We start from the raw sequence: 12596 nt of genomic DNA, 5'->3' as shown, positions 1-12596 counted from the left end.
AGCGCTGGAAGGCTCCCCCATGCCTGCGAACCACTCCACCGTGCTCAGATCCGTCGCGATCGCGGCGACCGCCGCCCTGTGCGGCCCCCTGCTGGCCGCCTGCACGAGTACGCCGAAGAACGCCTCCGACAAGGCCGCCGCACCCGCCACCGTGACCGTGCAGGGCATCGCGATCAGCTCCAGGCCCGACCTGGCGGCGATGCTGCCGGCCGACATCAGGAAGGCGGGCGTGGTGCGGGTCGCCACCGACGTCCCGTACCCGCCGTTCGAGATGTACGAGAGCGAGGGCAGCAGGACGATCGTCGGCATCGACGTCGACCTCGGGACGGCCGTCGGCGCCCGCCTCGGCGTCAGGTTCGACTTCCAGGCGCAGAAGTTCGACGGGATCCTGCCGGCCGTCCAGGCGGGCAAGTTCGACGCCGTGATGTCGGCGATGACCGACAAGAAGGAGCGCGAGAAGGCCGTCGACTTCGTCGACTACATCAACGCCGGCCCCGGATGGCTCGTCGGCAAGGGCAACCCGGAGAAGATCAAGGTCGTCACCGACGTCTGCGGCAGGTCCGTCTCGGTGCAGTCCGGCACCAACCACCAGAAGATCCTGGAGCAGCGCCAGGAGTTGTGCAAGGGCATGGGGCTGCCGCCGATCACCGTACTGGCCTTCCCCAAGGACTCGGAGGCCCAACTCGCCCTGCGCAGCGGCAAGGTGGTGGCCGACTTCCTGGACGAGGTGACGGCCGTCTACGTCGCCGACACCGCAGAGAGCGGCTCCGTCTTCGAGGCCGTCACCGGCAAGGAGGCCGTCGGCGAGACCAGCGCCTCGCCCATCGGGATCGGTGTCTCCAAGAGCGTCGCCGGATTGAAGGAAGCCGTCCAGGCCGCCCTGCAGTCACTGATGGACGACGGCACCTACGGCAAGATCCTGGCCGCCCGCCACGTGCCCGGCATCGCGATCCCGAAGGCGACCGTCAACGGCGCGCTGGACTGACCGGACGCGGTGAACCGGCGCGGCGGTCGGCGGGTCCGGGAACCCGCCGCCGCACCGCCGCCTCCGGACAGGCTCCGTGGACGGTACGGGGATGCGCGCGCCGCCGTCCGGGAAGGCCGGGGCGCGCGCCTCAGCCCGTGACCGCCCGTTCGAGCAGGTCGACGGCGGCCGGGAGGCTGCGGGGAGCGGCGGCGCCCGCCGGGGGCCGGACGCGGGCCCAGCCGGGGCCGGCGGTGACCACCAGGGCCCGGTTGCGCGAGCCGCGCGGGCCCCAGGAGCTGCCGCTCACCAGGCCCGCCAGCTCACGATCCGCCGTGCGCCGGTCCTGCGACCAGATCATCACGGCGCCGGGGCCCAGCCGGTGGACGGCGTCGAGCAGGGCCCGGGGCGGCACGGCGGCCCCGAGCATCCGAAAGGGGACGGCGCGCTCCGCCAGCGCCGCGGCCGTGGCTTCGAGCGGCAGGGTGTGCTGTTCCTCGGGCGCCGCCGCGAGGAGGACGGGCCGGCCGGCCCGGGCGGTGACGGACTGGATCGCCACGCCGCGCAGGACGCTCGACACGTGCCAGGAGAGGAGGTGCTCGACCTCGACGTACTGCTCGCCGTCCGCCGCCCACTTGCGACCCGCGGCGCGCAGGGCGGGCATCATGACCTCCGTCCACGCCTCCACCGCCCCGAGCGCCGCGACCGCTTCGCGCAGGATCCTGACGACCTCGGGCGCGTCGAGCCGCACCGCCGCCCGGGCCAGGCCGCGGCACTCCGGCCGGACCGTCCCGACCCGCAGCGCCCGGCTCCCGCCGGGGCCTCGTCCGGCCTGGACGTCGCCGGAGCCGGACGGCCGGGGCCGGCGGAGGACGGCGGGCGGGTCGCCGCCGCGGGACGCCGCGGTGCGCTCGGCCAGGGCGGCCCGGGCGGCCTCGCCCGGCGACACCCCGCGGGCCGTCAGGCGGCACATCGTCTCCAGGACGGCGATGTCCTGCGGGCTCCAGCGGCGGTGGTGCCCCGCCTCACGATTGGCCGGGCCGATGCCGTAGCGGCGTTCCCACGAGCGCACCGTGGTGGGCGAGACCCCCAGGCGCTGGGCGACGCCCCCGGTCGGCAGCCCCACGTCCTCCATGAGGTCCGACGCGGCCGGGCCGAGGTCCGGCGCGGCAAGGCCGAGGTCCGGCGCGGCAAGGCCGAGGTCCGGCGCGGCAAGGCCGAGGTCCGACGCGGCAAGGCCGAGGTCCGACGCGGCAAGGCCGAGGTCCGGCGCGGCGGGCGCGCCGTCGCCCCGCGCTCCGGCCTCGTACCCGGCCGCCGAGGTCACCATCCTGCGATCCTCCCCACCGCGAAGCCGACGCAGCACACCACCATGACGGCGATCACCAGCAGGGGAACCCACCCCGGCCAGGCCGTGTGCAGCTCGACGGACTCCGGGGTGGAGATCCCCGCGCAGGTCGACGCCTCGCATTCGGGCGTCTCGGCGGGACGGCTCACCGGCACCGGTCGCTCGTCCACCGGGAGCCTCTGGTCGACAGTCATCCTGTCCTCCCTCGGTCGGATGTTCCGGATGTGCATGGGGTGCGGCCCGGCGGAAGCGAACCGCCCCGGCGTGAACCGCGCCGGCCGACGGCCCGCGGCCCCGCCGGGCACCGGACTCCCCGGTCGGACAACGGCTCCATGGTCGCGCCGACCGCCGCCCCGGCCCAATCGCAGCGTTTGCGCATCGCCCGGGCGAGACTCGCGAGCCCGCGCGGAGCGTCCCGACATCGTGCTCACCAGGTCGAGGTACCGGGGCCGCCCTTGAAGGGTCCGGTGATCTCCGCGGTGATCCACCCACCGTAGAAGTCGCCCTCCTGGGCGCGCACGGTCTCGCCGTCGACGGTGCAGCGGTCCACCCGGCCCGGGTAGAACGCGAACATCTCGCGAATCTCGCGGTACCCGGGCAGCGGCTCCGGGTAGCTCCACGCCGACTCCGCCGCGCGGCGCGAGCCGACCACCACGTCCCAGTAACGGGCCTGCCCCTTCCACTCGCAGTGACTCCCCGCCCCGGCCGGTGTGAGCAGCTCGGTGGCCACGTCGGCGGCCGGCAGGTAGTAGACCGGCGGGTGGCTCGTCTCCAGGACCCGGACGGCGTGCCTGGTGGCCGCGACCAGCCGGCCGCCGAACCACACCTCGACCAGTCGGCCGGGAGCGGCCCGGACGGCCGGGGGGCGTGGATAGTCCCAGACCGACTCCGCGGCGTGCCCTGCCTGGGTCATCGTTCCGCTCCTCCCTGCCGGCCGGTCCGGACGGCCCGGACGGCGCCTCTCGCTCACGTGGCCGGCCGCCGGTGACGCGCACTCCGCGGTCGCGGCGGTCGCGGGCACGGCCACAGCCGCGGCCGGGTCGCGAGGCCACAACGCCACGGTGCAGCGATCAGGCCTCCGGAGGACAGTTGAACCGCTTTTGCAGCGTTTCGGCGCCCGGCGAGCGGAGGCCCGGCCGGGCTGCGCGGCCTCGTGCGCACCCCGGACGGCCGGCCCCGCGCCGGGGCGGAGCCGCCGGCCCGGAGCGGAGCGGCCCGGAGCGGAGCCGTTGCCCCGGGGCGGAGCCACCTGCCCGGAGCGAACCCGCCGGCCGGGCGGCGCCAAGCGGTGCAGCAGCGCTGCAAGTGTTCCCGGGTGCTGCGACGGCCGAATCTGGGGCCAGGGCCGCAGGACGCGCGCCCGAGCGAGCCGTCCGGAACGGAGCAGACCATGAAACTCCACGACGACCTGCCGGTCGACCACCGCCTGTCCCAGGTCTACCGGGTCGGGGCCGGACTCTGCGGTACCGCGCTGCTGGTCTTCGGCTGTCTGGGCCTGGCGGACGGACTGTCCTTCTTCAGCACCGACGGGGAGCCGATCGCGGGCCTCTCCAGCAACGGCCTGCTCAGCCTGGTGTCCGTCGTGGCGGCCGTGGTCCTGATCGCCGGCACCGTGATCGGCGGCAACACCGCCTCGACCGTCAACATCACCGTGGGCACGCTGTTCGTGCTCAGCGGCTTCGCCAACCTGGCGGTGCTGGACTCCTCGGCCAACATCCTGGCCTTCCGGATCCAGAACGTGCTGTTCAGCTTCGTCATGGGGCTGGTGATCGCGACCTTCGGCATGTACGGCCGGGTGAGCGGCAGGCTGCCGTACGACAACCCGTACTGGCGGCACCGTCACCCGCGGACCGACGGCCGGACCGCAGCCGCGCCGGTACCGGACCGGCCCCGGCGCGCGACCCTGCCCGGACGTCCGGCATGACCGGGCCGCGCCCGCACTGGGTCTTCGCCGACCAGCTCGGCCCGCACTTCCTCGCCCCCGGCGAGGACGGACCGGACCAGGACGCGCCCGTCGTGCTGATCGAGGCCCGCTCGGTGCTGCGCCGGCGCCGGTTCCACCGCGCCAAGGCCCACCTGGTGCTGTCCGCCCTGCGGCACGCCGCGGACGCCTTGGGCGAGCGGGCGCGCTACGTGCAGGCCGACACCTACCGGGAGGGCCTGGCCAAGGCGGTCGGCCGACGCCGGGTCACCGTGTGCCACCCCACCTCACGGGCCGCCCTCGGCCTGGTGCAGGACCTCCCCCGGGTCACCGTGCTGCCCCCGCGCGGCTTCCTCGTCCCCTTCGCCGACTTCCGCCGCTGGGCCGGTGCCCCCGGTGAACGACGCCTGCTGCTGGAGGACTTCTACCACCGGGTGCGCCGCGCCGAGCACCTGCTGCTGGAGCCGGACGGCACCCCGGCCGGCGGCCGCTGGAACCTGGACCGGGACAACCGGCAGCCGCCGCCCAAGGGGGCGGCCACCCTCCCGCTGCCGCCGCCGTCCGAGCCGCAGGAGGACGAGATCGACCGGCAGGTACGGGCCGACCTGGACCGCTGGGAGCGCACCGGCGAGGTCGCGTTCACCGGCCGGGACGGGCCGCGCCGCTTCGCCGCCACCCGGGCGGAGGCCGAACGGACGCTCACCCACTTCGTCTCCCACCGCCTCGCCGACTTCGGCCGCTACGAGGACGCGATGCTGCACGCCGACCCGTGGATGGCCCACAGCGCGCTCTCCGTCCCGCTCAACCTCGGCCTGCTCGACCCGGGCGAGTGCGTGCGCGCCGCCGAGACGGCGTACCGCGCCGGGCAGGTGCCGCTCAACAGCGCCGAGGGCTTCGTCCGCCAGGTGGCCGGCTGGCGCGAGTACGTCTGGCAGCTGTACTGGCACCTCGGCGCGGACTACCGCGACGCCAACCGCCTCGGCCATCACGAGCCGCTCCCGCCGTGGTTCCGCGACCTCGACGCCGAGGCCGTCACCGCCCGCTGCCTGGCCGGGGTCCTGGCCGAGGTCCGCGACCACGGGTGGGTGCACCACATCCCCCGGCTGATGGTGCTCGGCAACTGGGCCCTGCAGCACGGCTGGGACCCGCGCGAGCTCACCGACTGGTTCCACCGCAGCTTCGTCGACGGCTACGACTGGGTGATGGCGGCCAACGTCATCGGCATGTCCCAGTACGCCGACGGCGGCCTCGTCACCACCAAGCCCTACGCGGCCGGCGGCGCCTACCTGCACCGGATGGGCGACCACTGCGGCCCGTGCCGCTACCGGCCCACCGAACGCCTCGGCGAGCGGGCCTGCCCGTTCACCACGGGGTACTGGGCCTTCGTCCACCGGCACCGCGAGCTGCTCGCCGCCAACCACCGCACCGCGCAGGCCGCCGCCGGCCTGCGCCGGCTGGACGGGCTCACCGAACTGCTGGCCGCCGAACACGCCCGCGGTCAGGCGCCGCCCTGACCCCGCGGGCACCGGCCTGACCCGGCGGGCACCGGCCTGACCCCGCGGGCACCGGGCGCACCAGGCGCACCGGGCCTTCCGAGCACACCGGGAAACGGAACCGCGCCGGCCGCACCGGCCGGCGTCACCCTGAGCCCTGCCGGTCCGGCCGGCAGGCGTCCCGGCAGACGTCCCGGTAGGCGTCCGCCAGGGACGCGGCCATGGCGTCGATGCCGAACCGCTCACGGACCGTTGCCGCCCCGGCAGTCGCCATCGATGCCAGCTCGGACGCGGGGGTGCCCACGAGGGAACGCAGGCCGTCGGCCAGCCCCTGCACCGACTCGGTGGCCAGCAGCCGCCCGTTGACGCCGTCGCGCAGGTAGTGGGAGGCTCCGCCGCGCCGTGGGGCGGCCACCGGCAGGCCCGCCTCCATCGCCTCCAGGACCGCCAGGCCGAACTCCTCCTTCGCGCTGGGGCACACGTACAGCGCCGGACCCGCCCGGCCCTGCGCCAACGCCCTTTCCAGGACCCGCACCTGCCGGTTGGACAGCGCGGGCCACAGGGCCGCCCGCCTTCGCGCGACCGGGTCCGTCGCCAGCAGCTCCGCCACCCGCCCGCGCACCGTCGCCTCCACCGTGGTCGCGTCGCCGGGCGACCCGCCGACCAGCAACAGGGTGGTGCGACGGTGCAGGCCGGCGAGCAGCCAGGCCCGGACGAGCTGCTCCTGCTGTTTGACAGGGTGGAGCCGTCCCACGCAGAGCAGCAGCGGAAGCCCGCGGTCGGCCGCGTCCAGGCCGTCCGGACGCCCACCGCCGTCGAACAGCCGTGCCAGCAACTCCCCCGCCGTCGCGCCGTCCTCCGGGGCGGGCCGGAAGGGCGCGATGCCCTCCGGCTGGGTGTGGACCGCACGGCCCTCCAACTGCGGGAAGTGATCGTGCAGTTCAGCCGCCCCGCCACGCCCCGGCATGGCCACCAGCAGGTCGGCGCGGGCCACCAGACGGTCGGCGACGAAGATCCGGTGCAGGTCCAGGCGCAGCGCGCGGCCCGCTTCGCCGGTCCGCTCCGGCGGCAGCCCCGCGTACCGCTCGGCCATCGTCCGGTGCGGGTCGGGGGTGACCGTGAACGCGAGCTTCGCGCCGTGGCGGCGGGCGGCATGGGCGACGGCGAGCGAGGCGTCGTCGGCGAACCTGACGTGCACCAGGTGCGGCCGGGCGCCCGGCAGTCGGAAGATCCGGGCCGTCCACCAGGCCAGCGCCGCCCGGTGCGCGGCGGCGTTGCCGGGATCGAGCGGGCCCGGCAGGTCCACGGGCAGTCGCACCAGCAGGTGCGCCGGACCCAACCGGCCCACCAGGTCGCCGCGTTCGGTCTCGGCGGGCCGGGCGGTGGCCAGCGTGAGGACTCGTGCGACGCCGGCGCCGTCCGTGAGGGCCTCGCCGAGTCCGGTCAGCAGCACGCTCATGCCGCCGCTGAGTCCGGCGCCCGGTTCCTCCAGGCGGCCCAGCAGCATCGACTGCACGACCACCGGGGCCCCTCGGAAAGGCTGGTCCAGGGCCTCGAACGCGGCCCTGAACGGTTGGCCCGACGGCGTCCCGGGCCGTGCCCGGTCCCAACAGGCGGCGATCAGGAGCCGCTCGTAGGCGTCACGCCCCGTGCCGGGGCCGGGCAGCGCCAGCTCCCCTCCCGGCACTCCCGACAGGTACCGCCACCGCGCGTGTACCTGGGCCCGTCCGGCGGGCCTCAGCCTGCCCGCCTCCCGGGCCGAGAGCGGCCTGAGCCTGTTGGCGTCCGCCGTGTCCAGCAGGAACGCCGTCTCCGCCGGGCCAGGTGCCGCCAGCAGCCGTCGACGGATCTCCGCCGTCGCACTCAGCCCGGCGTCGGGACCGGTGCTGTGCTCCCAGGCCTCCGCGAGCGCCGTCCACTCCCGGTCCTCCGTACCGGGCTCCGCCGCCGCGGCGGCAACCACCCACGCAGGCACGGGCCGTTCACGCCGGGCCAGCCGGCGGAGCCGCGCAGCCCGCCGGTCGGCGCCCGGCAGCAGCACGTCCGGGGGGACCCACGGGGCTCCGTACTCCGCCCGCGCCATCCGTCCGAGCAGATCACCGTCGGTGACCGCGCCGATGTCCTCGCCGACCGCCCCGGCGTCCCGGGCCAGGTGGAACCTCCGCCACGCGACCAGTGCCCCGCCACCCGCGTCACCGGTCCGTGGCGGTGCCACGACCGGCGTGACGTGCTGTGTCATCGGTCCTCCTCCCGAGCCGCCCGAACGTCCCGAACTGTTCGGAGACCGACGCCCGACCGGATTGGATCCCGCGCACCTGCCCGCCACGACCCGCCGGGAGGACCACCAGGAGGCGATCGGCCGCGGGCACGGGCCCGTGGCTGGCGCGGAAGCCTGGCATCATCGGAAACCGCATCGGAACCCGCACACGAACCGGCGCCCCCGACGGAGGAAGACATGGCCCGCGTCGTCGTGATCAGCCCGCCCTTCCACTCCCACGCCCGGCCGCTCGCCGCCGTCGGCGCGGCGCTGAGCCGGCAGGGCGCCCGCGTCCACCTCGCCTGCACCCCCGCCTTCGCCGGCCTCGCCACCCGCAGCGGCCTCGGCTTCACCGAACTCGCCGTGACCCGCAACGCCAACCACGGCATCGCCGAGACCACCGAGCAGGACCAGGACGAGGCCGGCCGTCTGCGCGAATTCCTCGACGCCACCCACCACGGACCGGTCGCGACCCTGCTCACCCAGGCCCGCCACCGCGGCGACGACATGCTCGCCGATCCCGAAGGCGTCCTGCACGACCTCGCCGTGCTGGACGAGGAGTTGCGCCCGGACTGGTACCTGGTCGACCAGCTGTCCTACTCGGCGACCCTCGCCCTGCACTGCCTGGACCTGCCCTACGCCACCTTCTGCCCGGGCCACCCCAGCTACCTGCCCACCACGCCCGACGCCTGGTTCGGGCTGCCCTACGCCTGGCCCGAAGCCCTCCGCCCGGCTCCCGCGGACCTCGACCGGCTGCGCACCGCGGCGGCGGCCAACGACGCCGCGTTCACCGGCGCGTTCAGGGCCTTCACCCGCCGCCACGCCCCGCACCGGCCGGAGCCCGAACGCGCCTTCGCGCTCTGCTCCCCGCACGCCGTCCTCTTCAACTACCCGCGCCTGCCGTGGCTTCCGCCCGCTCCGGCCGGCCCGCCGGCCCTCTACGCCGGCCACCTGGTGCCGCCCGGCGACCCCTCCCCCGCGCCGCTGGACGAGCACTGGCAGGCCGTGGTGTCGCGGTTGTCCGCGGACCGGCGCCCCCTCGTCCTGGTCGCCCTGGGCACGTTCCTGTCCGCCCGCCACGACGTCCTGGCCACCGCCACGGCCGGCATCCTCCGGCACACCCCGGCCTCCGTGATCGTCGCCGCCGGCGACCGGGTCACCGAGGTCACGACGCACCCGCTGCTGCGCGCGGCGTCTCCCGGGCGGCTGCACATCGCTCCGGCCGTCCCCCAGCAGGAACTGCTCCCGCACACCGCCGCGATGGTCCACCACGGCGGCAACAACTCGTTCACCGAGTGTCTGCGGGCCGGCGTGCCCGCCCTGGTACTGCCCTTCTCCAGCGACCAGTTCGCCATCGCGCACGACGCCGAACGCGCGGCCCTGGGCCGCAGCCTGGACCCCAACACGCTCACCCCGGAGGCCGCCGGCACCACCGTCGCGGCCCTGCTCGCCGGACAGGCCCACGGCATCACCGCGCTCAGCGCCCGTCTGCAACCGCTCGGCCCCGCCTGGGCGGCCTCCCGCCTCCTGCGGCAGATGCCCGCCCGCCCCTGAGCCGTGCTGCCCTCGGACGCCGGCCGTCCCGCCGCCCGTCCGGGACGAGCTCGTCGCGATCGGCCAGGCCGCTGAACCCCGCCGGACGTGGACGCGTTCGCGGCTGACATCATCACCGCATGCAAACGGCCCCGCCACCGTTCCCCGACGCCCCCGGCCTCACGGCCGCAGCCGCCGACCGGTGGCGCCGAGGGCGGGGCTGGCGCCGATTCGAGTCCCGCTGGACGGCCGTCCTGCCGTTGGCGATCGTGGTGATGGCCTCCACCGCCGACGGTACCTGCCGGACGCCCGCCGACTGCGCCGCGGACCATTGGCAGGAGACGGTGGCGGCCCTGCTGCTCATCGTCGAGGTCATGGTCCTGCTGGCGAGGGCCCGCCGTGGCGTCCTCCTGGTGGCCGTGGCCGGTGCCCTGCTGTGGCTGCTCCCCGGCGCGCTGCCGAACGAGCCCACCCGCCTCGCCTCCCTCGTCGCGCACGGGCTCCTGGCTGCCGCGCTGGTGCGGGCCGGGATGATCCGCCGCCGGTCCCGGCAGGGGTTGGACGTGCTGATGGGGCCACCCGTGGCCTATCCGTGGCCGGCGGCCGGAGCCTCCTTCCCGGGTGGCGGGGCCGTCCGGCCCCTGGTCCGCAGAGGCCTGGCCGGGCTGCTGATCGCGGCGAGCGTGCTCCTCGTCGCCCTCGGCGCGATCGACCGGCACGATGCCGGGGTGCGGGCGGCTGCGGCCACCCAGGTCGAGGGCACCGTGCTCGCCATCGACCGGGGCAGCGCGGAGGTGGCCTTCCGGCTGCCCGACGGAGGGCCCGCGCGGACGACGCGGCTGGAGATCCGGTGGGCCGACAGCCCCGAGGCCGGCGACCACCTGCCGCTGCTCGCCGACGGACGCGGCTTCGTCGAGGTGCTCGGGGACACCCCCGACATCACCGGCTGGCTGTCCGCCGCCACGGTCTCCGGCACCATGGGCATCCTGCTGGCGGCCTCCGCCGCCGGCGCGGTCCGCCGCCACCGGGGCTTCTCCGGGCCGGCCGCACCGGCGATGCGTGTGCTGGTGCAGCCCGACAGCGCGGGCGACCTGCTGGTCTTTCCGGTCGACGGCGGCCCCGCCGGGCCGGCCCTCTGGCGGCTGCGCCTTCGGGAGGCATCCCGTTGGCGCGCGCCGGACGAGGGAGGCCCGCGCTGGTTGCCCGAACGTTCGGCACGCGGCGGCCGGGAGGAGCCGCCCGGGAGCCCCCGGTCCATACCCCCGGAGGCCGCCGCCGCTGCCCTCGACCGGGCCGAACAGTCCGTTCCCGCCCTGCTCTACCGGGGCCCGGACGGCCCGCACGCACAACTCGTGGTCCTCCGGCCGCCCGCGCCCGACGCCGACTGGCTCGCCGTGGTCGCCCACGAACGGCCCGCGGCGCCGAAGCCGCGCCGCCGCGGACGGCGCTTCCGCGAGGAGGAGCTCGCCGTCCCGGCCCAGGCCGCCGCCCTGCTCGCCGAGGCACCGGACGGTCCGCCCGAGCCCGCCCGGCGGATCGGGATGCCGCCCTTCCTCCGGTACACCGCCGGTCCGCTGGCCGCGCTGCTGCTGGCCGGGTGCGTGCACTCCCTCGCCGGTGCGGGCTGGCTCCGCAGCCTGGTCCAGCCGCTCTTCATCGGCATCGCCGCGTTCGTCACCCTGGTCGGCGCCGGCACCTGGCAGATCGGCATGGACCGGGACGGCCTGAGCGTCGCGTCCCTGCTGCGGGTGCGGCGCTTCCACTGGTCCGAGATCAACGCGGCCGCCGTCCAGCGGGGCCGGCTGACCGTCCAGTGTGTGGACGGCAGGCAGGTCCACCTGGACACCTGGCCCGCACGCGTACTCGGGAGGCGCTTCGGCGGCCCGGACACCCCGCTCGCCGTGGCCGGGACGATCACCGTGCTCGCCCACCGCCCGCGGCGCCGTCCGGCCGAGGCGATGTCCGGCCCACCGATCGGCGTGCCCCATGTGCTGATCAACCGGACCGCACTCGCCTGCTACCTCCTCTTCGTCCTGGGTCGCTTCCTCCTCCGCTGACCGACGGGCGGACCGGTCCCGTCAAGTACGAGGGCCCCGACCGGCGCGCGCGGGCGGCTGCCGAAGGTGGTCGGACGGCGGGCCGGACGGCAGGCGACCGGCCCGGTCGATGCACGAACGCTGCGACAGGAACCGCACCATGACGGGCCGAAGCTGAAAGGGACCGGCGAAGGAGGTGGCAGCCCCGTGGACGCATCCCTGACCGACCGGGAGCGACAGCTGCTGAACGACATCGAACAGCATCTCCGGCAGGACTCCCCCGGCCTGGACCGGCTGCTCGGCCGCCGGGCCACACCCCTGAGGCGGATGACCCACCGGCCCCGCGTCCTGGCGGCCCTGGCCTCGCTGCTGGCGGCCCTGACCGGCGCCTGCGCCCTCTACGCGGGTGCGGGTGCGCCGGGAGCGCCCCTGGCCGCGGCCGGCGCCGGCGCGGGCGCGGTCCTGCTGGCGCTGGTCTTCCGACGGCTCACGGCTGTTCGTCCGGTCTGAAATCCCGCGTGTTCGTCCGGTCTGAAATCCCGCGCTCGCCCGCACCGCTGGCGTCGCCCCCAGGAGTTCACGACCACCGGCGGTCACGGGCTTCTGCCGACCGGCCGATGCACCAACGCTGCGAGTGACGCGAACCGGGCAACGCTCCCAGGCTGGAGGAACAGCGAGTCACCGCACCGCAGACCCTCGGAGGAATCATGAACATCGTCCGCCGGCTCCACGAAGCCGGGCTGACCAGCGAGCAGGCCTACGCCGCGGCGTTCGGATCCATCGGCCTGTCCTTGGTCAGCTGGCTCGCGTCGATGAAGGCCGAACAGGCCGGCGTCGAGCGGGCCGACCGGTGGGGCATCTTCGTGGGTGAATGGGCACCCACCTTCTTCGGGCTCGGCCTGGCCCTCGCCGGGTACGAGAAGGCAGCGCCGGCCTCGGCCAAGGGCTCACGCAGCGCCTGGCTCGACGCCCCGGACGAGAAGGCCGGGTGAGCAGACCGGGTGAGATGGCCGGGTGAGCAGGCCGGGAGAGCAGGCCGGGAGA

11 protein-coding genes are annotated in these 12596 nt (G+C 75.7%); 7 read left to right on the top strand and 4 right to left on the bottom strand.

What is annotated here, in order from left to right:
* The first annotated feature begins 19 nt into the window (after positions 1–19).
* Positions 20–985, top strand: coding sequence for an ABC transporter substrate-binding protein (locus IE329_RS00565; RefSeq protein ID WP_190208722.1), 966 nt, complete (start codon positions 20–22; stop codon positions 983–985).
* A 130-nt stretch (positions 986–1115) separates the two neighbouring features.
* Here the strand turns inward: IE329_RS00565 and IE329_RS00560 are convergent, their stop codons facing one another.
* The 3 genes from IE329_RS00560 to IE329_RS00550 all read right to left on the bottom strand — a co-directional run bounded on the left by IE329_RS00560 (position 1116) and on the right by IE329_RS00550 (position 3225).
* Complete coding sequence (locus tag IE329_RS00560) at positions 1116–2099, bottom strand: MerR family transcriptional regulator (RefSeq protein WP_190208996.1); 984 nt, start codon at positions 2097–2099, stop codon at positions 1116–1118.
* A gap of 188 nt (positions 2100–2287) precedes the next feature.
* Complete coding sequence (locus IE329_RS00555; RefSeq protein WP_190208721.1) at positions 2288–2506, bottom strand: hypothetical protein; 219 nt, start codon at positions 2504–2506, stop codon at positions 2288–2290.
* 233 nt (positions 2507–2739) lie between these two features.
* The gene (locus tag IE329_RS00550; RefSeq protein ID WP_190208720.1) at positions 2740–3225 is read right to left on the bottom strand and encodes a DUF427 domain-containing protein; all 486 of its coding nucleotides are present in this window, start codon (positions 3223–3225) and stop codon (positions 2740–2742) included.
* A gap of 477 nt (positions 3226–3702) precedes the next feature.
* Between IE329_RS00550 and IE329_RS00545 the strand changes: the two genes are divergently transcribed.
* Complete coding sequence (locus tag IE329_RS00545) at positions 3703–4236, top strand: DUF4383 domain-containing protein (protein WP_190208719.1); 534 nt, start codon at positions 3703–3705, stop codon at positions 4234–4236.
* On the top strand, positions 4233–5747 hold the full coding sequence (locus IE329_RS00540) for a cryptochrome/photolyase family protein (protein ID WP_190208718.1): 1515 nt from the start codon (positions 4233–4235) through the stop codon (positions 5745–5747). The genes IE329_RS00545 and IE329_RS00540 overlap by 4 nt, the downstream gene beginning before the upstream one ends.
* 124 nt (positions 5748–5871) lie before the next feature.
* Here IE329_RS00540 and IE329_RS00535 read toward each other — a convergent pair whose 3' ends face one another.
* On the bottom strand, positions 5872–7965 hold the full coding sequence (locus tag IE329_RS00535) for a glycosyltransferase family 4 protein (protein WP_190208717.1): 2094 nt from the start codon (positions 7963–7965) through the stop codon (positions 5872–5874).
* A gap of 216 nt (positions 7966–8181) precedes the next feature.
* On the opposite strand from IE329_RS00535, the gene IE329_RS00530 reads away from it, so the two are divergent.
* From IE329_RS00530 to IE329_RS00515, 4 genes are all read left to right on the top strand, one after another.
* A complete protein-coding gene (locus tag IE329_RS00530; RefSeq protein ID WP_190208716.1) occupies positions 8182–9537 on the top strand; it encodes a glycosyltransferase in 1356 nt (451 codons plus the stop codon).
* A 119-nt stretch (positions 9538–9656) separates the two neighbouring features.
* Entirely contained in the window at positions 9657–11573 is a 1917-nt protein-coding gene (locus tag IE329_RS00525) for a hypothetical protein (RefSeq protein WP_190208715.1), read from the top strand.
* 186 nt (positions 11574–11759) lie between these two features.
* Entirely contained in the window at positions 11760–12062 is a 303-nt protein-coding gene (locus IE329_RS00520) for a DUF3040 domain-containing protein (protein ID WP_190208714.1), read from the top strand.
* Between the two features lie 197 nt (positions 12063–12259).
* Positions 12260–12544: a hypothetical protein gene (locus IE329_RS00515; RefSeq protein ID WP_190208713.1), complete on the top strand. Its 285-nt coding sequence runs from the start codon at positions 12260–12262 to the stop codon at positions 12542–12544.
* Positions 12545–12596: the final 52 nt, after the last annotated feature.

The organism is Kitasatospora indigofera (assembly GCF_014655955.1).
Lineage (GTDB): Bacteria > Actinomycetota > Actinomycetes > Streptomycetales > Streptomycetaceae > Kitasatospora > Kitasatospora indigofera.
This window is presented reverse-complemented; position numbering and strand designations above follow the sequence as displayed.

Coding starts and splice junctions, on each gene's coding strand:
- IE329_RS00565 (WP_190208722.1), top strand. CDS start 20: ATGCCTGCGAACCACTCCACCGTGCTCAGATCCGTCGCGATCGCGGCG.
- IE329_RS00560 (WP_190208996.1), bottom strand. CDS start 2,099: ATGGAGGACGTGGGGCTGCCGACCGGGGGCGTCGCCCAGCGCCTGGGG.
- IE329_RS00555 (WP_190208721.1), bottom strand. CDS start 2,506: ATGACTGTCGACCAGAGGCTCCCGGTGGACGAGCGACCGGTGCCGGTG.
- IE329_RS00550 (WP_190208720.1), bottom strand. CDS start 3,225: ATGACCCAGGCAGGGCACGCCGCGGAGTCGGTCTGGGACTATCCACGC.
- IE329_RS00545 (WP_190208719.1), top strand. CDS start 3,703: ATGAAACTCCACGACGACCTGCCGGTCGACCACCGCCTGTCCCAGGTC.
- IE329_RS00540 (WP_190208718.1), top strand. CDS start 4,233: ATGACCGGGCCGCGCCCGCACTGGGTCTTCGCCGACCAGCTCGGCCCG.
- IE329_RS00535 (WP_190208717.1), bottom strand. CDS start 7,965: ATGACACAGCACGTCACGCCGGTCGTGGCACCGCCACGGACCGGTGAC.
- IE329_RS00530 (WP_190208716.1), top strand. CDS start 8,182: ATGGCCCGCGTCGTCGTGATCAGCCCGCCCTTCCACTCCCACGCCCGG.
- IE329_RS00525 (WP_190208715.1), top strand. CDS start 9,657: ATGCAAACGGCCCCGCCACCGTTCCCCGACGCCCCCGGCCTCACGGCC.
- IE329_RS00515 (WP_190208713.1), top strand. CDS start 12,260: ATGAACATCGTCCGCCGGCTCCACGAAGCCGGGCTGACCAGCGAGCAG.